Origin of the sequence: Saccharopolyspora antimicrobica (assembly GCF_003635025.1) — a bacterium.
In the GTDB taxonomy this organism is placed as follows: Bacteria; Actinomycetota; Actinomycetes; order Mycobacteriales; family Pseudonocardiaceae; genus Saccharopolyspora; species Saccharopolyspora antimicrobica.
Genome location: NZ_RBXX01000002.1, coordinates 4,947,600 through 4,971,072, shown reverse-complemented (window position 1 = coordinate 4,971,072; position 23,473 = coordinate 4,947,600). Strand labels below are relative to the sequence as shown.

Here is a 23,473-nt window from a genome sequence, read left to right as displayed (position 1 = left end):
TAGCCAACCCCCGGGAACCACGTAACCCACACAGGTGAGCAGCGGTGGCTGCTTTGCGCTACGCCCGCCATGTCCGCCCGATCCGGCTACTCTGAGTCGTCGGTGAGGCTCAGTACCAGGTCGTAGGCCTGGCGGCGGGACCAGCCCGCCGAGTCGATCAGCGCGCGGGAGATCGTCTTCTGCGAGACGCCCTGGGCGAGCAGGGCGCGGATCAGGCCGGGTGCGTCGACGTCGGTGTCCTCGCCGGCGGCGGCCACAGGGGCGAGGCAGCAGAAGATCTCGGTGGATCCGCCGGATGGCAGCTCCGACGTGGTGCCCAGCCACGGGCGTTCCGAGGTGCCCGCAGGCAGTAGTGCCACTCGGCGCTCTCCGGCCTCCTCGACGATTCCCGGCAACTGGTCGGCCGCGCACCGGAAGACGACCGCGGCGTTGGTGTGCCTGCGGACGGCTTTGACGATCGCCCTGCGGTTGGTGTCGTCGACCAGCAGCACCGGAGCCCCGCTCGGGCAGATCGCGGCGACCGCCAGCTGCGCGGGCAGGCCGAGCACTTCGAAGGGCGCGTCCTCGGTCGCGGCGAGTTCGGCGACCAGGTCGCTCCGGGTGCTGACGGCGGACACCACCAGGACGCGCTCGCCGCTTTCCAAGGCGGCGCGCAGCTTTCCCCGGTCGGCTTTGCGCGCGTCGGCGACGAGGAGGTCGGCGTCCTTCACCGCGGCGACCAGCGCGCGGGCCGGTTGATCCTCGACCAGGACGTGATCCGCCGACGCCACTTCGGCGGCGAGCCGAGAACTTCCGCTCTCCCGCGCGTGGAAGAGCACCAGCCCGCCGGCGGCCTCGGTGTCGCGCTCGACGGTGATGTCCACTTCGGACTCGGGATCGCGGAGGCCGTCGAGCAGGTCGCGGGGCAGCGTGCTCGCCGCGAGATCGGCATCGGTGGCCAGCGTGTTCGCCAACCGCTCGGAACTCCGCCGCACCACCGCCGTCGTTCCGGGGCGCCACATCGAGTTCGCCACCGCGCGGACGGTCGCGCTGCGATCGCCGACGCCGATGGTGATCCGCACCGGACCGGCGATCCCCGGCGCACCGGGCTCGACCACCTCGGCGGCCACCCCCACGACGCAGGTCGCGCGCGCGGTGATCTCCGGATCGACCGCGAACTCCAGGGTCTTGCCGTGCGTGGCGCGAATGTCGCCGTGCCCCCGGCACTTCATGCGCAGCAGCACGTCCGCCATCACGCCCTCCGTCACTTCCCGATGACGCCCGTGAGCCCGAGCACGTCGAGCTCGTCGCGCGTCGAGCCCAGCCGCCGGGTCCACGACGTGGCCAGCGCGTCGAGCTCTTCGGCGCCGAAGTACCTCGCCTCGTTCAGCGTCCACCCGCCCGCCGCGTAGTACGGCGCGAGCTGCTCCATCGCCGAATCCGGGGTCGGCTCGGGGTGATCGCCCACCTCCGGGACCGGCGGCCGCCACGCGTGCAGGTTGAGCGTGACCAGGAACTCCGCCCCGGGCACGCAGAGCCGCGCGAGCCCCTGCAGCATCTCCGCGTCGGACCCGAGCATCCCGCGCAGCAGGCTGCCCCACGGCATCAGCGAGTGCAGCTCCGTGACGCTGTGCAGCTCGGCGGGCGGCTTCTCCGCGGCCGCCCACACGCAGATCAGGTTCGGCGCACCGCCCTTCGCCGGGGACGCCTTGGCCTTCCCGGCGACCTTCTGCATGTTGTCCTTGGCCGCGTCGAGCGCGATCACCAGGGTGTCCTGCGCCCCGCGCGCGAGCTTGTAGGCGTGCTTGGCGTTGCCCGCCCCGACGTCGAGGATGACCCCGCCGGAGTACCGCTCCACCATCTCGTCGAACTGCTCCGCGGAGAACTCCACGACGTTCTTGCCCACCACCCTGCGCATGCGCTCAGTCTAGTGACCACGACTTCCGGGTCGCGGAGCGCGCGGGTTCAGCCGGTGCGGAAGGCACCGCCGAGATCGGCGGCCCAGCCGGACCAGTCGCTGGAGGAGGGAACCCGTTGGTAGGCCCGCTCCATGCCGCCCGTCCTGCCGATCGCGTGCACGACGAACCGGCCCTGCGCGTCCTGGATCACCGACACCGCCCTCGCGACGTTGCCACCGCGGTCCTGCCACTTCGACCACTTCTCGCGGTTCACCCCGGCCTGGTAGACCTCCCGCAGCGTCCCGTCGCGGTCCAGCACGTGCACCGCCACGCCGCCTCTGTGCCCCGTGGTGGCGAACGGCTTGCCCTCCAGCTGCCCGCCCAGATCCGCCCAGCCCACCCACGCGTTCGACGCGGCATCCGCCTCGACGTTGTGCGTCAGCGAACCGTCGGCGTGCAGCGCGAAGACCCGGAGCCTGCCCTCCAGATCCATGACCACCGCGGGCGGGCCCGCGACGGAGCCGCCCAGGTCCTGCGGCACGTTCCACTCGGCAGCGGAGGTGCTGGCCTGCGAGATCGTCCGCAGCTGCCCGTCCGGCCCGGACGCGAAGATCCGCAGCTTGCCGTGCGAATCCCGGTAGAGCGCCGGATCGTGGGCCGCTGGCGCCCGCAACCGCTGCCACTCGCCCCAGGTGTCGGCCACGACCGCGGTCTGCTGGATCACCTGCAACGAGCCGTCCGCGCCCCGAGCCGCCACGACCAGCTTGCCGTCGGCGCCCTGCGCCACGGCAGGCATTCCGACCAGCTGCTCGCCCCCGAGATCGCGCCACTCGCTCTCGCCGTCCACGGCGGGCTTGAGGCCGCGGTTCTGCCTCAGGTGACCGTCGGTGCCGACGGCGAAAGCGGTCATCTCACCGATCGCGTTGGTGGCCAGGACCGGATCGCCCGCGGCGCTGCCGCCCAGGTCCACCCACCCGTTGAGCTCCGGCCCCTGGGAACCGTCCGTCTGGGAACTGATCAGCACGGACCCGCTCGCGCTGGTCGCCGCCAGCACCACCCGCCCCGATCCGTCCAACCGGGACGACGCCCCGGGCAGCGGCGAGACCTGGAGCAGGGGTGAAGCCGGATAGGGTTCTTCGAGGTCGTACTCGCCCATGACGGACCCCTCGGAGCCCGCTGGAACCCCGCCTGGCCCGGCCTGGTCCGCCAGCTGGCTGAAGACCACGATCGGTGCCGCGATCAGCACCAAGCCGCCGATACCGGCCAGCACCAGCAGTTTGTGGTCGTTGCGACGCCGGGCCGGTGGTGCGGGCTTCGGCCGCTGGGTCTCGACCGAGAACGGTCCGGAATCCGGCCCCACCGGCCGCGAACCACCGCGCCCGCCGGACGGGCTCTTCGATCGGCCGCGACCCGAGAACAGTGGCATGCCACCCCATCCCTGTAGTGTGGTCATCGCTGAGCGTCACACTAACGGGTAGTGCGCTCGTGCGGGCGGGCACTCCACTGCGCGGGACAGGCCCTCAGATGACACCGGTCCGCAGTCCGTAGGCGACCAGGTGCGGCCGGTTGCGCACGTTGAGGCGGCTGGTCATCGCCTGGATGATGTTCTTCACCGTGCGCTGCGAGTAGCACAGCCGGTTCCCGATCTCCTCGGTGTCCAGGCCGTCGGCCAGCAGCCGCACCACGTCGATCTCGCGCGGGGTCATGCTCGCGGAGTTCATGCCCAGCGGCGCCAGCACGTCCTGCTGGAGGTCCTTGATCTGCCGCAGCAGGTCGCCGAGCAGGTTCGGCGGCATCGCCCCGCCGCCCCTCGCCGCGAGGTCGATCGCGCGCATCAACCGCTGCTCGGTCGCCGCGCTCCGGTGCAGCACCGCCACCACCCGGGATTCGACCAGGCTCATCAGGTGGGAGCGGTCGAGATCGCCGGTCACCAGCACCACCGGCGCCGACCACCGGGCGACCGCCCGGCGCAGCGCGGCGGTGGCCGCGGCATCGACCCGTTCCGGCGCGAACACCAGCACGTCCACGTCACCGGGGTGCTCGTCGCCCGCGACGAACACGTCCAGGCGCGCCGTCAGGGTCTGGGTCAGGCCGGTCAGCGTGATGGGATCGGCCGCCCAGATCGCCACCCGCGCCCGTTCCTCCGATTCTCTCCCCGCCGCCCGGTCCGCCGGGCGCGTCACCAATCCGGTCTGGGAAGTCATCCTCGTTCACCCTCCGAACCTGAACCACGAGCAGCAGTGCACCGCGCCGCCCGCGAACGACGCGGCGCGGACACCACGAGTCTGCGCCAAACGTCGACGCCGTCGCGGGGTGCGGAGCGGCCGCGCCGGGATATCCCCCACGTGGCCTGGTCAGTCCACTTCGACCCACGAGGACGACGTGCCGCCGGCCCCTGGCGCCGATGCGCTCGACCAGGTGCTGCACGTACTTCCTCCCTCGTCCGGGCAATCCCGAACCACACCGCTGAGCGCAACGTGACCGCCACGTCCGCGCGCCTGCTACACGGGCGCGGGCTGCTCCCGGGTTCAGCCGAAATTCGCTCTCGCGGTCCAGGCCGTCGAGCGCGTCACCGTGCAGGCCGCCGGGAAGTAGTCCCGGCTTCCTGGGGCAGCGGCAGCCGGACTTCGAAGCGGCAGCCGCCGGGCACGTTGCGCACCGAGATGCCGCCGTCGTGGGCCCGCACGATCTCCCGGGCGATGACCAGCCCGGGGCTCGCTTCGAAGACCGATCCGAGGTCGAGCTCCAGGATTCCACCGCACTCGTCGGCCACCGACACCACCGCCTGCCCGCCGGACGCCCGCACTCCGACGGACACCACCGCGCCCGCCGGACTGCACCGGATGCCGTTGCTCAGCAGTTCGTTGAGCACCCGGGTCATCCGGCCGTCCACGCGCACCAGGACCTGCTCGACCACTTCGGCCCGCAGCCGGATGCCGTTCTCGTCGGCCAGCGCGCCGAGTTCGGCCACCTCGTCGCTGACGAGATCGTCGAGCACGACCTCGCGCGGTTCCGGGCCGCTGTCGCCCGCTCGGATCCGGGAGAGCGCCAGCAGATCGTCCACCACGCCCAGCAACCGCTCGGTGCTGGCGCGGATCTGACCGCAGTGCGGGGGCAGCTCATCGACCGATCCATCCACTATGGACTCCATCCGATCCTGGATCCGGTGCACCGGGTCGCGGGAGACCCGGCCGACCAGCCCGTGCCGCGACACCGCCGCCCGCTCGCGAAGCCGGGAACTCGCGGCGCGTCCGGCACCACCACGGCCCGGCGGCCGCGACCGGCCAGCACCACGCGGACGAGCAGCAGTCCGATCAGGACGGACACCGCACCGGCCAGCAGGTTGATCGTCACGTGCGCGGTCAGCGGCACCTCGACCGACCGCGCGATCAGCACGGTGGTGACGGTGCTCGTGTTCAGCACGCACACGGTGATGCCGATGATCGCGAGCAGCGAGAAGCCCACCGGGCACGGGCGGAGCAGGCGCAGCGCGACGACATCGAGCAGTCCGACGCCCACCGACCCCGACAGCACGACCAGCACTGCGTTCACCGGTGCTCCCCCGAGGACACGATCGACAGCCCCCTAGCTCGCCTTCGAGGTGCTCAGATGACGCCGGTGCGCAGCCCGTGGGCCACCAGTTGCGCGCGGTTGCGCAGCTTCAGCCTGCTGGTCATCGCGTGGATGATGTTCTTCACGGTGCGCTCGGAGTAGCGGAGCTGCTTCCCGATCTCCTCGGTGTCCAAACCCTCCGCCAGCAACCGCACCACGTCGATCTCGCGCGGGGTCAGCCCCGCCGCGTTCAGCCCGCGCGGTGCCAGGACCTCCTCGTGCAGTTCCTGCACCTGCCGCAGCAAATCCCCCAGCACGCTCGGCGGCAGGACCCCGCCCCCGTTGGCCGCCACCGTGACCGCGCCGACCAGCCGCTCCTCGGTCGCCGCGCTCCGGTGCAACACCGCCACCACACCGCACTCCACGACGCCCAGCAGGTGCGACCGGTCCAGTTCACCGGCCACCAGCACCACCGGCGCGGTCGATCCGGCCCGCCGCAGCGCCGCCACCACCTCGGTCGTGAGCCGGTCCGCGGCGAAGACCAGCACGTCGACGTCCTCGGTGAGCTCGCTGGTCGCCACGAAGAGCTCGACGCGGCCCATGAGCGTCTGGGTCAGGCCGTTCAACGTGATCGGGTCCGCGGCCCACACCGCCACCCGGTGCCGCTCCGCCGGATTCCCCGCGGTGCGCGGCCGGACTCGGTGCGCCGCCTGTTCAGCCTGGTTCATCCGCGTCCATCCTCCGAGCTGCGACAGGCCGCGAGCACCCCGGTCCGGGCACGGCCACCGCCCCAGCCTGCCCCGGCGGGACGCGGCCGGGCGGAATCCGGCGGGCAGGAGCGGGATTCCCCTCACGTGAGCGGCGGAACTAGCCGACCCGCCTGGCCCGCAGGTAGTCGGTCACGAGCCCTTCGAGCTCCGGCCGCCGTCCTTCCCAGCCCGCCGCCAGTGCACCGGGCGCGCGGACGAGCGAGCGCTGCTGCCTGCCCGTCCGTCTCGTGCAGATCACCGTTCCGGTGACCGAAGATCCGTCGTCGGCCGGGCCGACGACGTCCAGGTGGTCGTCGAGGATCTCCTCGACATCACCGTTGAGCAGCACCTCGCCGACGTGCAGCAGCATCAGGTGATCGCACACGTCGCGCAGCTCGCCCAGCGAGTGCGAGGACAGCACCACCGTCATCCCGCGCTCGGCGACGTCGGCCAGCAGCAGCCGGAGGAACTCCTCGCGGGCCAGCGGATCGAGATCCGACATCGGCTCGTCGAGCAGCAGCAGCTTGGGCAGCCGACCGAGGCAGAGCGCGAGCGCGAGCTGGGTGCGCATGCCCTGCGACAGCGACCTGACGCGGCTGCCGCGATCCACCTCCGGGTGCGCGGCCAGGGCTTCCTCGACGCGCTCTGGCGACCACCGCTCGTTCATCGCGCCCACCGCCCGGATCATCTCGGCGATGGTGAAGTCCTCGTGCAGCGGGCGGTGCTGCGGCAGGTACGCCGCATCCGGGTGCAGCCGGCCGCGCACCTCGTCGCCGAACACCCGCACCTGCCCCGTCGTCGGCCGGATCAACCCGGCCGCCAGCGCGAGGAAGGTGCTCTTGCCCCCGCCGTTCGAGCCGACCAGCCCGATCACCTTTCCCTCGGGCAGGTCGACGGTGCAGTCCCGGAGCGCCGGTTTCCGGCCGTAGCTCTTGGACAACCCGGTGGTGCGCAACGCGCTCATCGTGCGTTCGGCCCCTCAACGTGGAAGTGCTCGTCCCGTACGGCGGCGAAGAGCGCGTCAACGGCCTCCACGGCGAGACCTCCGCTCTTCGCTCGGCTCATCCAGTCTTCCAGTTCGCGCCGCAGCGGCGCTTCGACGGCGGTCAGCTCGCTCGCCAGCGAACGCGTCACGAAAGTTCCCACCCCGCGCCGGGCCTCGACCAGCCCTTCGCGTTCGAGCTCGCGGTAGGCCTTGAGCACCGTGTTCGGATTGACCGCCGTCGCCTCCACCACCTCGCGCGCGGTGGGCAGCCGATCACCGGGCCCCAGCAGGCCCAGCCGCATGGCCTGCTTGACCTGCTGGATGATCTGGACGTACGTGGAGACCCCGGAACGACGGTCGATCCGGAACTCGATCATACGGCCCAGCATAGTGCTCCCCGCTCATCCGGGCGCGGAACCCGGTGCCGCCGGATCAGTGCTGCCGCTGCAGCGACCACGCGGTTCCCACCAGCAGCAGGACCGCGGCGACGCCGAACAACGCGACCTCGGCCAGCTGCAGCCCGGGCGCCGCGGACGGGAAGATCACGTCGGCGAACTGCCCGGTCACCCCGCCGCCCTTCTCGTAGCAGACGGTGAACTCGCCGTTCACCACGTTCGCCTCCGGCGGGCAGGACGGCTGGTTCACCGCGCTGTAGGGCACCTCGTGCCCGTCCGCGGCGAGAAAACCGTTGTTCACCACCAGGATCCCGGGCACGTCGGGAGCGGATCCGCCCGACAGGCCGGGCGTGGTGAAGCGCTGCACCGGCAGGAAGTCCGGGGCCACGGTGCTGGTCACGGCGCGCACCGCGACCAGCGTGCTGAGCGTGGTGACCGCGGCCATCAGCGAACGCCGCGTGACCGCGCCGAGCAGCGCACCCACGGCGAAGCTGAACAGCAGGTGCACGAGCGGCATGGGACCGGTGGTGTCGAAGGACAGCCAGTGGAACGGGCTGCTCCGCTCCGGGCCCAGCTGCTCGGCCGCCGCCACCCACCGGCCGACCAGCAGCTGGAGCACCGCCAGCACGACGGCGGACGGCAGCAGCAGGATCGCCACCTTGGTGATCATCCAGCGGAGCCTGCTGACCGACTGGGTGAAGGCGAGCACGTGCGTGCCGTGCTCGATCTCCCTGGCGAACAGCGGCGCGGCGCAGAACACGCCCAGCAGCAGCGGAAGCGCGAAGACCGCTCCCTGGCCGACCTTGAGCAGGTCGAACCACTCGTCCTGGAACTCCACCCGCGCGGGCGCGCACTCCGGCGTCTTCTCGACGAGCGACAGGCACGCCCGCAGGCCGAGCTCCTCGATGCGACCGGCCATGGTGGAGTGCAGCACGAGCACGGTGGCACCACCGAGCAGCAGCACGGCCGCCAGGGTGATCAGCTGTGCGCGGTGCTGCCGCCAGGCGACCCAGATCATGCCGCCACCTCCGCGTTGTCGTCGTCGTTGTTGCGCATGTAGGCCAGCGCGATGTCGTTGAGCCGGGGCGTGTGCTCGCGCCAGCCGGGTGCGGCCACCGGTCCGCTCCGCTTGGTGAGCAGGACCTGCTCGTGCCCGGAGCGCGAGCTGTCGATGATCTCGCCCGGCGCGACGGGCGGCTGCCCGTCTCCGCGCAGAACGCGGTGCCCCGCCACGAGATCGGCGACCGATCCGTCCAGCCGCACCCGGCCGTTGCCCAGCAGCACCAGGTGGTCGCAGACCGTTCCGAGCTCTTCCAGCACGTGCGAGGACAGCAGGACCCCGATGCCGTGCTGGCGCGATTCCTCTTGCAGCGTGCGCATCGTCGCCTCCCGGGCCAGCGGGTCGAGCTCGGCCAGCGGCTCGTCGAGCATCAGCAGGCCGGGGCGCTTGCCCAGCGCCAGCACGAGCGCCACCCTGGTGCGCTGCCCGCCGGAGAGCTTGCCGACCTTGCCGTCGAGCGGCACCTCCGCCGCGCGGATGAGCCGCTCGGCGTAGTCCTGGTCCCAGCGGGTGTTCATCCGCGCCGCGAAGCGCAGCGACTCCGCTACCGTCAGTCCCGGGTAGAGCGGCTTCTGCTGGGCCACGTAGGCCACTTCCACGGGCGCACCGGTTCCGCTGGGCCGACGCCCGAACACCTCGATCTCGCCCTCGGTCGGCTTGAGCAGACCGGCGATCAGGCCCATCAGCGTGCTCTTGCCCGCCCCGTTGTGGCCGACCAGCGCGACCACCCGGTTCTGGGGCAACGACAGCGAACAGCCGCGCAGGGCCCACCTGCGCCGGTACCTCTTGGCCAGCTGGTGCGCCCGCACCGCGAGCACCTCTTCCGAACCCATGACCACCTCTCCCCACAACTCTTTAACTAGATAACTAGTGAAATATACATCAGCATCCAGGGCCGCTGTCCGCCGAACCGCCACAACTCCGCTGATCGAGCGCGAATCCCCTTGCCCACCAGCGGATTCGGCGTCCGTGAAGGAGAACCCTCCGGCCGCGCGCGCACCGGTCGGAGCGGCCGCCGGAGGGGTCAGACTCGTGGTGTGGCCGGGACGCCTCCCCCGAACGTCCCGACCACACCCCGTTCGCCGGACCGTCATCAGCATCTGAGCAGGCCGCCCCGAACACACCGAACCGCCGGGGCGGCCCGGCCCCGGCGGTGACGGCCCGGCTCAGCCCGCCGCGCTCTGCGTGATCTGGGTGGCGTACAGCGAGGACCCCTTCACCGGCTCACCGGCTGGCCACGCGCCCACCTCGCGGGAGTCCTGACCGGCGGGAACTCCGGGCAGGGTCAGTTCGATCGAGGCCGGGATGACCGGGTTGGCGGGGTCGGAGGTGGTCTGCGAGATCCGCGAGATCCCGAACATCGAGCCCTCCACGAGGACCGGATCCCCCATGCCGTCGTCGGACTCGACCACGACGCCGGGCACCGGGCCCGCTTCGGTGAACAGGCCCGCCTTGATCGGCGGCCCCTGCAGCGTGCAGCTGGTCTCCGGGGTGGCCGCGGAGTACTTGATCAGGAACTCCTCGTACTCCCCGGGCGGCGAGAGATCCTTGGTCACGGTGATGTCGATGTCTTCGGCGGTGCACGGGACCTCGCCGGGATCGGCCAGCACCGTCACCGCCGAGCTCGCGCTCACCGCCGGACCCGAGGCCAGCACCGAACCCGCGGTCACCGCGCCCACTCCGACGACGCACGCGACTCCGGCGATGGCAGCGATGCGGAACTTGGTGTTCATGATGCACTCCTTCGGTCGATCCGCTTCTCACCCCACAAGACGCGCACCGGAGCGCCGGGATGCCCACGAGTTCGATTGGTCACCGAAGAGCAACCCCGGCCGCGCTGAAACGTCTTACCCTCGGCCGTCATTCACGGCCGGGTGCCATCGGGCAACGAGGAATGCCCGATCGGACAACGGGAAAGCCGACTCGTGGTGCCGATCGGGAAGAGGTCCGGAAGACAACGGCGCACAGCCGCGGGCGAGTACGGCCACGGCCTCGGCTGATCAAGCCGCCGGGCGTCCGAGCACCGCGCTGTGGCGGCGGTTCGCCGTCACCACCAGGCCCACCCGCGACCGGCATCCCGACTTGGCCAGCAGGCGGGTCACGTGGCTCTCCACGGTCTTCTCGCTCAGCCCGAGCACCGTGCCGATCTGCCGGTTGGTGCGGCCGGTGCCGATCAGCTCGACGATCCGCTCCTCGGTGGGTGACCAGGCCAGCGGACTCCCCGGCCGGTGCTCGCGCGCGGGCGCGGGCCGGGTGAGCGGGACGACCGGCGAGTCCACTTCGGATGGTGTGCGCGCCGCGTTCCGCTCGACGGGCAGCCGCCGCAGCGGGGCGACGGCGGCGGCCAGCGCCGGGCAGGCGCAGTGCAGCCGCCCCCACGGAGCGACCACCAGCAGCCCGTTGCCGACCAGCCGGTCCACCATCCGCCCGCACTCGGCGACGTCGCTGCCCAGTGCCGCCGCGACCGATGGGAGGTCATCGAGGTCGAGCGCTCCGCCAGCCACTGCGAGCAGCTGAGCGGCGAGCTCGCCGAGGCGGCGGGCTCGGCGCAGCAGGTCGTGGTCACCGGGCAGCGCGATGGGCGAATCCGGGTCGGTCAAGGTGTTCAGGCCGTCGCCCGACGCGACGAGCCGCCCCTGCTCGCGCAGCAGGTCCAGTGTGGCCAGGACGGTGCCGGGATTGCCGTACAGCTCACCCAACGCCGTGCGCAGGGCTCGGTGGGCGGCCTCGTCCAGTTCGGCCACCGCCGCCATGTCCCCGTCGGCCAGCGGTTCCAGATCCAGCACTTCGTCGGCCATGTCGAGCAGTTCGGCGACCTTGGTCGGCTCGCCGTCCGCGCGCACCGACGCCACCAGCAGGCAGCCGGGCCGCCGCGCGGCGAGCAGCAGCGCGGCCGGATCGGCGATCTCCAGCACGTCGTCGACGAGCACCGCGGTCGGGCCCAGGCCGCCGATCCGGCCGAACACCCGGCCCAGTTCGGCCACCACCGCGGGGAACCCCGCCCCGGACCCGCACAGCCGCACCAGCGCGCTGATCCCGTCCACCAGACCGGGATCGCCCAGCCGGTCGAAGTCGTTGCGGAGCGCCTCGACCACCACGTCCACGCCGTGGCGATCCCGCCCGCCAGCCCGGATTTCGGCCACCCGAACGCCGTGGGTGCGCCAGCGGCGGCTCATCTCCGCCAGCAACCGAGTCCTGCCGACCCCGGCGGAACCGCGCACGACCACCAGCCGACCGTGCTGCGCACCGGAGCGCAACGCCGACCGCAACACCGCGAGCGCACTGTCCCTGCCCTTGATCCGCGGCTGTTCCCGACCCATGACCGACCGCCCTCACCGTAGTGCTGCCACCGCTTTCCAAGAAGCGCTGAGCGGACGTTAACGCCGATCCCGCGCAATGCGCCGGGACGCCAAGGATCAGGAATGACAGATTTCAGAAACTCGCAATGTTTTCGAATTCGTCAACAACCCTGAAAGGAACTTTTAATGATCTTCTCATGGTTTTGCGCACGAACTGTTCCGGCGGGTCTGGGAATACTGGGATCGTGCTCGTTCCCGCATCCGCGATCCAGCCCGTTGAACTCGTCCTGCCGACCCTGCCGCAGGTCACCGCCTCCGGCACAGCCCCGGCGCGCACCTCTGCCCGAACGGCCGATCCGGGTGTCCGTTCGATCGGCCGCGAGGACGTCCTCGCCCGCGTGCTCGATGCTTGCGCCCGCCCGGACACACCCGCGGTGGTGGTCACCGGTCCGGCCGGAACGGGCCGGAGCACGGTTCTGGCGCAGGTGCGCGAAAGGCTGGCCGAGGCCGGAATCGCGACGGCGGAAATCCGCATTCCCCGCGCGGAACCAGACCTGCCGCACCTGGTGGCGAGGCTGTCCGAAAGACTCGGCCTGCCGCCCGCCCGTGAGGACTGCCCGCGCACCGCGTTGAGCCGCGTGGTGAGCGTCCTGGCCGGGCGCCGCGATCGCCTGGTGGTCTTCCTCGACGACGCGCACCGGCTCGGCACCGATGCCCGCGCCGCCCTGACCTCCTCGATCAGCGCGCTGACGGGCTCCTCCGTCACCTTCGTGTGCGCAGCCCGAGCGCTCGGCCCCGACGTCGCTGCGCTGGTGCACGAGGAACGCCTCCGCCCGCTGTCGGCGTCGGCGGTGGAAGAGCTGCTCGCCGACCTGCTCCGGGCCAGGCCCGCGCCCGGCCTGGCGACGTCGATCCGCAATGCCTGCGCTGGAATCCCCGCGATCGTGCGGGCCGCCGTCGAGGGATACCAGCGGTCGGGCAGCCTGCGGATCGTCGACCAGCAGGCCCACCTGGTCCGCGACGCGGCCGAACTGCCGGTCACCCACCCGCTGTTCGCCGACCTGAACGCGTCCTGGCCGGTGATCAAAGCGCTGGCGGTGCTGCATCCGCTGGGCAGCGCCGCCACGGCGCTCATCGCCGAGGCCGTCGACATCGACGAGGAAGCCGTCGACGAAGTGCTGCACGAGCTCCGCGAGGCAGGCGTGGTGCTGCCCGGACGTCCGGCGGGCAGCTGGCGCTTCCGCGCGCCGATGCTCGCCACCCTGCTCACCGCCTGCCTCGGCCCGTTCGAACGGCGCCTGATCGCGCAACTCGCGGTGAACGCTCTCCAGCACGGCAGGGCAACCTGCCCGTCCCCCGACTACCTCCCGGAACGGCTCGTGGACGCGGGCAAACCGGCGCACCGTGCACGCACCGCAGCGGCCCTGCTGTCGGCGGCCCGCACCGAGAACGGCGAGCGCGCCGACCGATGGCTCTGGACGGCGGCCCGGCTGCTCACCGACTCCGCACGGCGCGCCGAAGCACTGCACCAGCACGCCGTGACGTGTGCGCTGCACAGGCGCTTCGGCTCCGCCGTCCAGTCCGCCGAAATCGTGCTGCGCAGTCTTTCCGACCACCTCACTCCGGATTCCTTGCAGGAACTGCTGATCATCTACGTGGTCGGGCTGGCGGGCAGCGGCGCCACGGCCACTTTGCAGGACGTCGCGGAGGGCGGCTGGCGTTCGATGCCGGGCGGCGAGGAGAACCGGATCGTCACCCGGTCGACGGCGCTGTACATGCTCAACCGCTGGCAGGAAGCACGCGACGCGCTCGTCGACCACACGCCGGCCTCCGAGGTGCTGCTGCGCACCCTCTCGCTCGCGGGCTGGCTGGACGTTCCCGAGCCCTCGACCGCGATCGACGCCAGCTTCGCGGGCCGGTGGGACGAGGCGCTGGACCTCGCCCGGGCCGACCTCGCCGCAGCGTCGGCCCACGTCCACGGCCCCGAGCGAACCGCGACATACCGGGAGATGGCAGGAATCCTCACCGCCCGCGGCCAGCTGAACCGCGCCCGGACGGTCCTCGACGACGCCCGCTCCCAGCACCTCCTACTACCGCACCTGCTGGCGGTCCCGGAAGCAGAGCTCGAAAGCACGCTCGGCGCGACCCAGCGGGCGAAGGAGCTCATCGAGGAAGGGCTCCGCTTCGCGACCGAGAACGGGATCACCGCGGGCACCGACGAACTGTGGCTGCGGCTCGCCGAATCCGAGTCGCAAGCCGGAAATCCGGCCGCAGCACGGCGATACGCCGATCGACTCCTGCAGATCGCGGACCAGCTGGGCACCACCGGCGCACGGCGCAACGCGTTGCTCGCGCGACTGCTGGTCCAGCCGGATCCGCGCACCGCAGCGGAGGTCATCGAGCTCGCCAAGGCCCGCAACCGTCCATTCGAACTAGCCACCACGCTCGCCGCCGTCACCGAATCCGTTGAGGGGAGGCAGAAGCTCATCCACACGGCGTACGAGATGCTCGGCGAACTGGACGCGTTGATCCCGCGCGCACGCCTGCGCAAGCTGATGCGAGCGCGGAACATGCCGATTCCCGGTCGCAGCGCGACCGTGGCCGAGAACGAGCGACTGCTGGCAGCCCTGATCACCGAAGGCCTGTCCAACTCCCAACTGGCAACCGTCCTGGGCACCAGCGAGAAGAGCGTGGAAGGCCGCCTGACCAGGTTCTTCAACAAGACCGGCTACCGCTCCCGAGCAGAACTCGCAGCGGCGATGCTCAACGGCACGGCGAACCTGACGGCATGAACCAGACGTGTTCAGGAAGACGCACGGCGCTGATCGAAAGGACACTCGTCCCATGGCTTCCGAATCGCTCTCCCACGACCCGATCGTCGAGCCCGGCAACGCCCGCGAACTGGCTCCCGACCTGCTCGTGATCCCCGACCGCGGCGTCGACCTCGTGCCCAACATCGGCATCATCGGCGGCAGCCACTCGGTGCTGGTCGTCGACACCGGCATGGGCCCGCGAAACGCCGAGAAGGTCCTCGCCTTCGCGGCCGAGTACGCCAAGGGCCGCCGGCTGTACCTGACGACGACGCACTTCCACCCCGAGCACGCGTTCGGCGCCCAGGCCTTCGCGGGCGAAGCGACCTACCTCGTCAACAGCGCGCAGGCCGCGGACCTCGCTCACAAGGGGCCGGGCTACCTGGAGATGTTCCGCGGCCTCGGCGCCCCGGTAGCGCGCCAGCTGGAGGGCGTCGAGCTGGTCGCGCCGGACGAGATCTACCCCGAAGCTCGCGATCTCGACCTGGGCGGCAGGATCGTGCAGCTGCGAGCCACCGGACGCGCGCACAGCAAGGGCGACCAGGTGGTGACGGTTCCCGACGCCGGAGTCCTGTTCACCGGGGACCTGGTCGAAGCGGGCCAGTTCTCGATCTTCCCGTGGTTCCCGCCGCACGACACCGACGTCTCCGGCCTCCGCTGGATCGAGGTGATGCGCCGCCTGATCGACACCCACCCGACCCTGGTCGTCCCAGGCCACGGCGAAACCTCCGGCCCCCAGGTGCTCACCGACGTCCGCGACTACCTGGAACTGCTCCGGGACGAAACCTGGGCCCGCCGAGACTCAGCGGTCAGCGAGGAAACCACCGCCGCGGAGGTCAAAGCCCTGATGCTCGAACGACACCCGGACTGGACCGGCCAGGAGTGGATCGAAAAGGGAGTAGCCTGCCTCTGCACCGAACACGCCTGATGGCGTAGTCCTGCAAGCGTCGCCCGCTCACCCTACCGACTCGCACTACTTTCGCCGGTATACCGTGACGACCTGGAATCCAAGGACTTCCAGGTGCTCCGCGAAGTCCCCTCCAGCCCGGAGAGGAACGTAGGCCCGCCACCAGGGATACTCATCAGCCGAGTAGATCTGCTGATCGGACAAGCACTCGCGAAACCGCCGGTCCAGAACCTCGACCTTCTCCCGGAAGCTGACCATCTCAGGCATGCCCGCCGGTTGATCGTCAGCAAGAACCTGAGCAATCGCGTCACGCACGTACAGATCGTTGAAGTACTCGCTCCTCCGAGCTTCTAAATTCAGGCATATCAGGCTCGCTTGCGCAGTTCGAGGGCTACCGCGCCGAGTACCAGGACGCCACCGACGAGCGCACCGGGCCAGAGCGATTCGTCGAGCACGGTTGCGCCGAGCACGGCGCCGACGAGCGGCGTGACGTAGGCGTAGGTGCTGACCAGCGGCGCCGGGGCTGTCTCCAGCAAGCGCGTGTAGAGCATGAAGCCGACGAGCGAGTCGAAGACGAGCAGGAACACCGCTGCCCCCGCCGACGTCCAGCTGACGTCCGACCACCGAGCCGGACTGAACTCGCCCAGGGCCAACGCGATCAGCAACAACACCGTTCCGCCTGCGAGCAGCTGAACGGCGGTGGCCATCACTCGATCGACCGGGCGGTCGACGTTCGCCGCCAGCAGGCTTCCCGCCGCCCACAGGATCGGTGCGAGGCAGAAGGCCGCGACCGCCCACGGCGCTCCGCCGATCGCACTGTTCGGTGCCGTCAGCACGACGATCACGATGCCGCCGAATCCCACCAGGAGGCGCACCTGCGTCGCGGCCGGTACGCGGGTTCCAGTAAGCCCGCTCAGGAGCACCACCCACAGCGGGATCGCCGCAGCGAGGATCGCGCCGAGGCTGGCGGTCACCGCGGTCAGCGCCACCGTCGCGAGTCCTTGTCCACCCACCAGCAGCAGCACACCGGCAAGCGTCAGTTGCCGCAGTTGCCTGCGCGTGGGCCGTGAACGTCCGCTCGCGGCAACGGCGAGCACGACTCCGGCGAGCAGGAAGATCAGCGCTGCTCCGCCGAGTGGCGGCACGCTGTCGACCATCAGCTTCATCGCCGGGATCGCCGAGCCCCAGCACGCGTACAGCGCGAGCAGCAGGAGCACAGTCCGGTCAGGGTGCCGCTCACCGGTCCGGCGCCGCGCTCGCCTGGCGCTGATCATCGCGAAGCTCCGCACGGTTCTTGATTCCACACCAATCCGGTCGGCCGGGCGACAACATCACCTCATCGGCAGCACCGGTGATCGCGGCCGACGGTCAGGTCGGCCGGTTCCGGCTCAGCCGTCCGCTTCCGGCCTGTCAACCAGGCAAGCACGGGAAGCGACGCGCGGGCGACCTCTCGGAAGTCGCCCGCGCGTCGCAGATCCGGTGTCAGCTGCGGGTGAGGCCCCGGTAGGGGACGAAGCGCTGGAAACCGAGGCCGGTGAGGCCGGGGGTGTTCTCGATCATCCGGGGCACGGTGTCGTCGGCACCGAGCATGCCGTCCACCACCGCCTGGTGGGCGGCTTCGTCGGCGAACTCCGCGTAGTTGACGACGCTGGTGCCCTCGACGCCGACGTGGAAGTGGTTCGAGGACATCCCGCCGATCGATCCGTCCGGCAGTTCGGCCGCCTGCCAGGACAGCAGCTGGTCCACGAAGCCCCGGCCGGTCTCGGCGGTGTCGGTGCGGAAGGACACCACGACCACGCAACCCGGGCGGAGGGAACCGCTGTCGACCCTGCTGCGGTACAGCCGGTAGTCGGTCACTCCGTTGCGGCGGATGCCGGGCACCTCGTCATCGATGCGCTTGACGCGCTCCGGCGGGTCGGCTTCGCGGAACGCCGCCACCGCCGCCTCGTCCGTCCACTGTGAGTAGTGGAGGACGGTTTCACCGTCCGTGCCGAGGAGAACGCTGTGCCGCAGCAGTCCGGGCGGCCACGTTCCCTCCGCCCACGCCTCCAGCACCGCGTCGGCCGCCGCGCGCTGGCGCTGCGGGTCGTCCAGCGTCCAAGTGCTCATCAGCACCACGCCCGCTTCCGGGGCGCCGACCTCGGGCACCGGGTCGGTGAACTCGGCCGCGCGCCAGCGCAGCCAGTCGCGGAAGGTGCGGGCAGGCTTCCCGGTGACCTCCCGCACCGCGTCGGTGATCGGCTGCGGAGTGCCCAGCGACGCCCGGAAGTTCTCGCGGAACGCCTTGGCGTCGTCATCGTCGAAGCCCATCGCCAGCAGCCGCTGCTGCCACTGCTCGTCGGACAGCTCGGCCCACCGCAGTTCCACACCGGTTTCCTCACCGATCAGCCGGACCCGCTGGACCGGGCTCAGCAGTTCCGGCCCGGTCAGCTCGTACGCGGCTCCGGCGTGCCCTTCCTCGGTCAGGGCGCGGACGGCGACCGCGGCGATGTCCCGCTCGTCGATCATGGTGACCGGGTGATCGCCGAGCACACCGCGCACGACGTCTCCCGCGCGGGCTGCTTCGGCCCACTCCAGCGCGTTCGCGGCGAACGCCCACGGCCGCAGGAAGGTCCACCGCACTCCCGAGCGCTCGATCGCCAGCTCGATCTCCCGGTGCGCCCGGCCGATCAGCTCCTCCTGCTCGTCGAGGTCGTCGCGGACCGCGGCGGAGGACAGGAACACGATCCGGTCGACGTGCTCGGCGAGCAGGTCGACCAGCTCGCGGGCCGTGCCGGTGTCGTCGAGGCGCGGCCAGACCAGGAAGGCCGCGCGCACTCCCGCCAGGTGCGGGCGCAGGGTGTCCGGGTCCGCGTGGTCGCCCTGGACGACCTGCGCGGCGCTCGGCAGCCGCGCGGCCCCGGGGTTGCGGGTCAGGGCGCGGACCGGTGTCCCGGCCGCCACCAGCTCCCGCACGACCTGTCGCCCCACATTGCCCGTCGCTCCGATGACCAGCACCGCGTCTTGCTCGTTCATGGAGGTCACGCTAGTGATCCGGCCGCGGGCTCGGCATCCGTCAGGTGACTGGTCCGGACTAGGGTGGTGGAATGCTTCACGGCCGGGACGAAGAGCTGGCCGCGGTCGACAGGGTGCTCGTCGGCGCCCGCGCGGGGCGCAGCGGTGTTCTCGTGGTCCGCGGCGAGGCCGGGATCGGCAAGTCCGCGCTGCTGGAGCACGCGGCGGCGAGCGCAGCGGGCATGCGCGTGCTCCGCGGGGTCGGGATCGAGTCCGAGGCGCCTCTCCCCTTCGCCGGGCTGCACCTGCTGCTCAACGGCCTGACCGACCGCATCGGCGAGCTGCCCGAGCCGCAGTCGACAGCGCTGCGGTCGGCGCTCTCGCTCGCCCCTTCGCAGGGCAACGACCGGTTCCTGGTCGGGGTGGCGCTGCTGACGCTGCTCTCCGAACTGGCCGAGGAACAGCCGCTCCTGTGCATTGTGGACGATGCGCACTGGCTGGATCACGCTTCGAACGACGCGCTCCTGTTCGCCGCGCGCCGGCTGGAAGCCGAGCCCATCGCGCTGCTGTTCGCGGCTCGCGACCTGCACGCACCGCCGTTCCCCGCGCACGGCGTCGCCGAGCTGCGCTTGACACCGCTGCCCGCCGCAGCGGCCCAGCAGCTGCTCGACGAGCACGCCGGTGATCTCCCCCGCCACGTTCAGGCGCGAATAGCTCACGACGCGCGAGGTAATCCGCTCGCGCTGCACGAGTACTCCGCCGCGCAGCGCGCGGGCAGGCCGACCGCGCAGCCCGCACCGCTGCCGGCGCACAGCCGGATCCAGCAGACCTTCGCCGGCCGGATCGAGGAGCTGCCGACCGCCACTCGGACGTTGCTGCTGGTCACGGCCGCGGAAGCCACCGGCCGGCCGGACGTGGTGTTCGAGGCCGCGCGGAAGTTCGGCGCCGGTGTCGCGGATCTGGCCGCCGCCGAGCACCAGCGCCTGGTGCGCCACGTCGACGGCAGGCTGGACTTCCGGCACCCGCTGATCCGGTCCGCGGTCTACCAGTCGGCCACGCTGGGCGAGAAGCTGGCGGTGCACGCCGAACTCGCCGAGGTGTTCGGGTGGCGGCACGACATCTGCCAGCGCGCCTGGCACCTGGCGGCGGCGACCACCGGGCCGGACGAGGCGGTGGCGGCCGCGCTGGTCGAGGCGGGCGAGGCCGATCGCGCGCTCGGCGGCTACGCCTCGGTCGCGGCGGCCTACGAGCGAGCCGCAGCGCTGAGCCCCGACCCGGCGGATCGCGGCGCCCGGCTGCTCACCGCCGCGCACGCGGCGTACGAGGCAGGCCAGAACGAACGCGTGAGCGCCCTGGCGAGCGAAGCCGCGGTCCACCTGAAGGACCCGAAGTCGTGGGCCGAGTGCCAGACCCTGCACGCAACGCTGGCCGACGAGGGTGGCAGGCCGCTGGAAGCGCACCGGATTCTCGTCGACGAGGCGGCCGCCGTCGCCGAGCACGACGAACGCGCCGCGAGCCGAATGCTGTTCTCCGCAGTCGAAACCGCCTGGGTGGCAGCGGATTTCGATGCTGTGGCGCGCGTCCGGACACTCGGCGGCGACGAAGTCGATCTGCTGGCCAGAGCTGCGCTCGGCTTGAACGCACCGCACCCCGACGGCCTCGCGGACGGGGTGTCGGCACTGCGCGCACTGATCGACGCAGGAGCTCCGTGCCTCAAGGTCGCCTGGTGGCACCTGCTCCTGGGCGATCACCGAGCCGCCCACGACTGGTCCCTGACCGCCGAGCGGGAGACCCGTTCCCGAGGCGCGGTCGGCTCGCTGCTCCACGTGCTCGGCGTGCTCGCCCGCACGCAGCTCCACCAGGGGCAGCGGCACGATGCGCTGGCCAGCGGCGCGGAGGCGCTGCGCATCGCGAAGGACATCGGCCAGCGCCAAGCCGTCGCCCATGCCTCGACCGTGCTCGCCCACCTCGCCGCGATGGACGGCGACGAGCAGCGCTGTGCGGATCTGGCCGCCGAAGCACGGCGTCCGGGAGTGGGACACAGCTACGTGCGCGCGGCCTGCGCCCTCGGTCTGCTGGACCTCGGCCTCGGCAGGCACGAGGCGGTCTGGGACCGGTTGAGCACCCTGGTCGACGGAGCGAACCGGATGGACGCGCTGTCCGCGGTGCCCGACCTGGTCGAAGCGGCCGCCCGCTTGGGAAGGCACGTGCACGGGCCCGTGGAGCGCTACGTGCGCTGGGCCGAGCTCGTCGAGCAGCCGTGGGCGCGCGGAATCGCGCAGCGCTGCCTGGCCCTGCTGGGTCCGGCCGATGAGGCCGAGCACCGGTACGCCGAAGCGGTGCACCTCGGGCGGCAGGCGGGCGGGCGACCGTTCGAGCTCGCGCGCACCGAGCTGCTGTACGGGGAATGGCTGCGCAGGCAGCGGCGCCGCATCGACGCCCGCCCGCTGCTGCGATCGGCCGCCGAGGAGTTCGAACGGCTCGGTGCCGAGCCGTGGGCGAAGCGGGCGCGGGCCGAGCTGCGCGCGACGGGTGAAACGCAGCTCGCTCAGGCACCTGACCTGCTGGGCACGTTGACGCCGCAGGAACTGCAAGTAGTGCGACTGGCCTCGGAAGGGCTGAGCAACCGGGACATCGGCGCGCAGCTCTTCCTCAGCCCGAGGACCGTCGGCTACCACCTCTACAAGGCGTACCCGAAGCTCGGCATCACATCCCGGAACGAACTGGCCCGCGTGCTCCAGAGCCGGACGCCGGATCAGGAGACGACCTCGGTCAGCCTCGGCAGCACGTGATCGAGCCGCCCGCTGAGCGAAGCGTTCGACTTCCCGGTCGGCTGTGTGGTGGACGGCGTCGTCCACCGCACAGCCGCCACACCGGTCGTCAGCTCAGCTGGATCTGCGGATTGTGGATCTCGAACCAGTGGTACAGGTCCAGCATCCGGTCCAGGCTGTGCCGGGTCGGTCCCGGCATCGCGGCCGGGTCCATCTCGACCGTCCGGCGCAACCAGCCGCGATCGATCAGCTCGAAGACCGGGTGCGCGGACTCGGCGTGCAGCTCCCGGGCCTGCGCTTGCATCGCCGCCGCGTACCCGGGGTCCTGGGTCGACGGGTACGGGCTCTTGACCCGGCCCACGACCGACGGCGGGAGCACGTGCTCGGCCGCGCGGCGCAGCAGGCTCTTCTCCTTGCCGTCGAAGGTCTTCATCGACCACGGCGTGTTGTAGACGTACTCGACGATCCGGTGATCGCAGAACGGGACCCGCACTTCGAGGCCCACCGCCATCGAGATGCGGTCCTTGCGGTCGAGGAGGACCCGGACGAAGCGGGTCAGGTGCAGGTTGCACACCGTGCGCATCCGGCGTTCCTCGGCGCTCTCGCCGTCCAGGTGGTCGATCCGGGCGACGGCGGCCGCGTACTCGTCACCGATGTAGGCCGGCACGTCGAGGTGATCGCGGACGTCCGGGCGCAGGAACGCCGTCCGGTCGGTGCTGACCGCGTTCTGGAACGCCAGCCACGGGAAGGTCGTCGTGTTGTGCGCCGAATCGTCGTGGAACCACCGGTAGCCGCCGAACACCTCGTCGGCGGACTCACCCGACAGCGCGACCGTGGACTCGGCCCGGATGGCCTTGAACAGCAGGTACAGCGAGATGTCCATGTCGCCCAGGCCGGTGGGTATGTCCTTGGCGCGCACGGCCGCGCGGCGCACGGCGGGATCGGTGAGGTCGGCCGGGTCCAGCACGACGTCCTGGTGCGCCGAGCCGACCAGCTTGGCCACGTCCCGGACGAACGGCGCGTCCGGGGCGTCGCGCAGCTCGTCCGGCTGGAAGTTCTCCTCCTGGCCCGAGAAGTCCACCGAGAACGTCCGCAGCTGCTCGCCCTGCTCGGCCAGCCGCGCCGCGGCCATGCCGGTGATCGCGCTGGAGTCCAGACCGCCGGAGAGCAGCACGCAGCGGGGCACGTCCGCGACGAGCTGGCGGTCGACGGTGTCGACCAGCAACTCGCGCACCGTCTCGATGGTGGTCTCCCGGTCGTCGGTGTGCGGCCGGGTTTCCAGCGTCCAGTACACCGCGGTGCGGATCCCGCCTGCGTCCACCCGGACCACGGTCCCGGGCTCGACCTCGTGCATGTCCTTCCACAGCGACCAGCCGGGCGCCTTGGTGAAGGCCATCAGCTCGCGCAGCCCGGTGGAGTCCACGACCCGCGGCACCAGCGGATTGGCCAGGATCGCCTTCGGCTCGGAACCGAACAGCACGCCGTCCGGGGTCGGGAAGTAGTAGAAGGGCTTGACCCCCATGCGATCGCGGATCATCACCAGCTTCCGCTCGCGCTCGTCCCAGATCGCGAACGCGTACATCCCGTTGAGCCGCTCGGCCAGCCCTTCGCCCCACTCCAGGTAGCCGCGCAGCACCACCTCGGTGTCGCTGTCGGTGCGGAAGCGGTGCCCTCGACCGCCGAGTTCGGCGCGCAGCTCGGTGAAGTTGTAGGTCTCCCCGCTGTAGACCAAGACGACCGATCCGCCCGGCGTCTCGACCTCCATCGGCTGGGTGCCGCCGGGGAGGTCGATGATGGCGAGCCTGCGGTGCCCGAGCGCGACGTCGCGGCGCACCCAGGTACCGGTCTCGTCCGGCCCCCGGCAGGCCATGGTCGCCGTCATCTCGTCGATGACGTGCCGCTGGCCGACGAGGTCGGCTCCGTAGGAAACCCAGCCGGTTATCCCGCACACTGCAATGTCCCCTCTCGCTGGTGCATCGGACGGTGCCGCGCCCGGCGGAACCCGCAGGACGCACAGCGATTTCCTGGACGTGGTGCTCGGCCGAACACCGGTTCCGCGATCCGGACCCGCGAA

Annotated in this window: 20 protein-coding genes; 3 read left to right on the top strand and 17 right to left on the bottom strand. The window is 71.3% G+C overall.

What is annotated here, in order from left to right; all coding sequences use genetic code 11:
- Window positions 1-86: 86 nt before the first annotated feature.
- From ATL45_RS23930 to ATL45_RS39365, 13 genes are all read right to left on the bottom strand, one after another.
- Complete coding sequence (locus ATL45_RS23930) at window positions 87-1,232, bottom strand: DUF371 domain-containing protein (protein WP_093153840.1); 1,146 nt, start codon at window positions 1,230-1,232, stop codon at window positions 87-89.
- 11 nt (window positions 1,233-1,243) lie between these two features.
- Window positions 1,244-1,897 (bottom strand): 16S rRNA (adenine(1408)-N(1))-methyltransferase KamC, encoded by a 654-nt coding sequence (kamC, locus tag ATL45_RS23925; RefSeq protein ID WP_093153837.1) that lies wholly within the window; start codon window positions 1,895-1,897, stop codon window positions 1,244-1,246.
- A gap of 47 nt (window positions 1,898-1,944) precedes the next feature.
- On the bottom strand, window positions 1,945-3,303 hold the full coding sequence (locus ATL45_RS23920) for a PLL family lectin (protein ID WP_093153834.1): 1,359 nt from the start codon (window positions 3,301-3,303) through the stop codon (window positions 1,945-1,947).
- Window positions 3,304-3,397: 94 nt separating this feature from the next.
- The gene (locus ATL45_RS23915) at window positions 3,398-4,081 is read right to left on the bottom strand and encodes a helix-turn-helix transcriptional regulator (RefSeq protein ID WP_093153831.1); all 684 of its coding nucleotides are present in this window, start codon (window positions 4,079-4,081) and stop codon (window positions 3,398-3,400) included.
- A gap of 365 nt (window positions 4,082-4,446) precedes the next feature.
- Complete coding sequence (locus ATL45_RS23910; protein ID WP_093153829.1) at window positions 4,447-5,028, bottom strand: sensor histidine kinase; 582 nt, start codon at window positions 5,026-5,028, stop codon at window positions 4,447-4,449.
- Complete coding sequence (locus ATL45_RS23905) at window positions 5,016-5,429, bottom strand: hypothetical protein (protein ID WP_093153826.1); 414 nt, start codon at window positions 5,427-5,429, stop codon at window positions 5,016-5,018. Before ATL45_RS23905 ends, ATL45_RS23910 begins: the two co-directional genes overlap by 13 nt.
- A 53-nt stretch (window positions 5,430-5,482) precedes the next feature.
- A complete protein-coding gene (locus ATL45_RS23900) occupies window positions 5,483-6,157 on the bottom strand; it encodes a helix-turn-helix transcriptional regulator (protein WP_093153824.1) in 675 nt (224 codons plus the stop codon).
- A gap of 139 nt (window positions 6,158-6,296) precedes the next feature.
- Window positions 6,297-7,142: an ABC transporter ATP-binding protein gene (locus tag ATL45_RS23895; protein WP_093153821.1), complete on the bottom strand. Its 846-nt coding sequence runs from the start codon at window positions 7,140-7,142 to the stop codon at window positions 6,297-6,299.
- Entirely contained in the window at window positions 7,139-7,540 is a 402-nt protein-coding gene (locus ATL45_RS23890; RefSeq protein WP_170210333.1) for a GntR family transcriptional regulator, read from the bottom strand. Before ATL45_RS23890 ends, ATL45_RS23895 begins: the two co-directional genes overlap by 4 nt.
- A 55-nt stretch (window positions 7,541-7,595) precedes the next feature.
- Window positions 7,596-8,576 (bottom strand): ABC-2 membrane transporter-related protein, encoded by a 981-nt coding sequence (locus ATL45_RS23885; protein WP_093153816.1) that lies wholly within the window; start codon window positions 8,574-8,576, stop codon window positions 7,596-7,598.
- A complete protein-coding gene (locus ATL45_RS23880; RefSeq protein ID WP_093153813.1) occupies window positions 8,573-9,451 on the bottom strand; it encodes an ABC transporter ATP-binding protein in 879 nt (292 codons plus the stop codon). The genes ATL45_RS23885 and ATL45_RS23880 overlap by 4 nt, the downstream gene beginning before the upstream one ends.
- Window positions 9,452-9,784: 333 nt before the next feature.
- On the bottom strand, window positions 9,785-10,351 hold the full coding sequence (locus ATL45_RS23875; protein ID WP_093153811.1) for a hypothetical protein: 567 nt from the start codon (window positions 10,349-10,351) through the stop codon (window positions 9,785-9,787).
- Window positions 10,352-10,618: 267 nt separating this feature from the next.
- A complete protein-coding gene (locus tag ATL45_RS39365; protein ID WP_211841272.1) occupies window positions 10,619-11,938 on the bottom strand; it encodes a helix-turn-helix transcriptional regulator in 1,320 nt (439 codons plus the stop codon).
- A 224-nt stretch (window positions 11,939-12,162) separates the two neighbouring features.
- On the opposite strand from ATL45_RS39365, the gene ATL45_RS23865 reads away from it, so the two are divergent.
- Together ATL45_RS23865 and ATL45_RS23860 are read left to right on the top strand one after the other, a co-directional pair.
- On the top strand, window positions 12,163-14,709 hold the full coding sequence (locus ATL45_RS23865) for an AAA family ATPase (protein ID WP_170210332.1): 2,547 nt from the start codon (window positions 12,163-12,165) through the stop codon (window positions 14,707-14,709).
- A 52-nt stretch (window positions 14,710-14,761) separates the two neighbouring features.
- Window positions 14,762-15,655, top strand: a complete 894-nt coding sequence (locus ATL45_RS23860) for an MBL fold metallo-hydrolase (RefSeq protein WP_093153806.1) — start codon at window positions 14,762-14,764, stop codon at window positions 15,653-15,655.
- A 45-nt stretch (window positions 15,656-15,700) separates the two neighbouring features.
- On the opposite strand, the gene ATL45_RS23855 is transcribed toward ATL45_RS23860, so the two are convergent.
- From ATL45_RS23855 to ATL45_RS23845, 3 genes are all read right to left on the bottom strand, one after another.
- Window positions 15,701-15,949: a hypothetical protein gene (locus ATL45_RS23855; RefSeq protein ID WP_121505391.1), complete on the bottom strand. Its 249-nt coding sequence runs from the start codon at window positions 15,947-15,949 to the stop codon at window positions 15,701-15,703.
- 50 nt (window positions 15,950-15,999) lie between these two features.
- Window positions 16,000-16,908: an EamA family transporter gene (locus ATL45_RS23850; RefSeq protein ID WP_121505390.1), complete on the bottom strand. Its 909-nt coding sequence runs from the start codon at window positions 16,906-16,908 to the stop codon at window positions 16,000-16,002.
- A gap of 208 nt (window positions 16,909-17,116) precedes the next feature.
- Complete coding sequence (locus tag ATL45_RS23845) at window positions 17,117-18,649, bottom strand: NAD(P)H-binding protein (RefSeq protein WP_093154228.1); 1,533 nt, start codon at window positions 18,647-18,649, stop codon at window positions 17,117-17,119.
- 71 nt (window positions 18,650-18,720) lie between these two features.
- On the opposite strand from ATL45_RS23845, the gene ATL45_RS23840 reads away from it, so the two are divergent.
- Window positions 18,721-21,420, top strand: a complete 2,700-nt coding sequence (locus tag ATL45_RS23840) for an ATP-binding protein (protein WP_093153798.1) — start codon at window positions 18,721-18,723, stop codon at window positions 21,418-21,420.
- An 88-nt stretch (window positions 21,421-21,508) separates the two neighbouring features.
- Here the strand turns inward: ATL45_RS23840 and asnB are convergent, their stop codons facing one another.
- The gene (asnB, locus tag ATL45_RS23835; RefSeq protein ID WP_093153796.1) at window positions 21,509-23,350 is read right to left on the bottom strand and encodes an asparagine synthase (glutamine-hydrolyzing); all 1,842 of its coding nucleotides are present in this window, start codon (window positions 23,348-23,350) and stop codon (window positions 21,509-21,511) included.
- Between the last annotated feature and the right edge of the window lie 123 nt (window positions 23,351-23,473).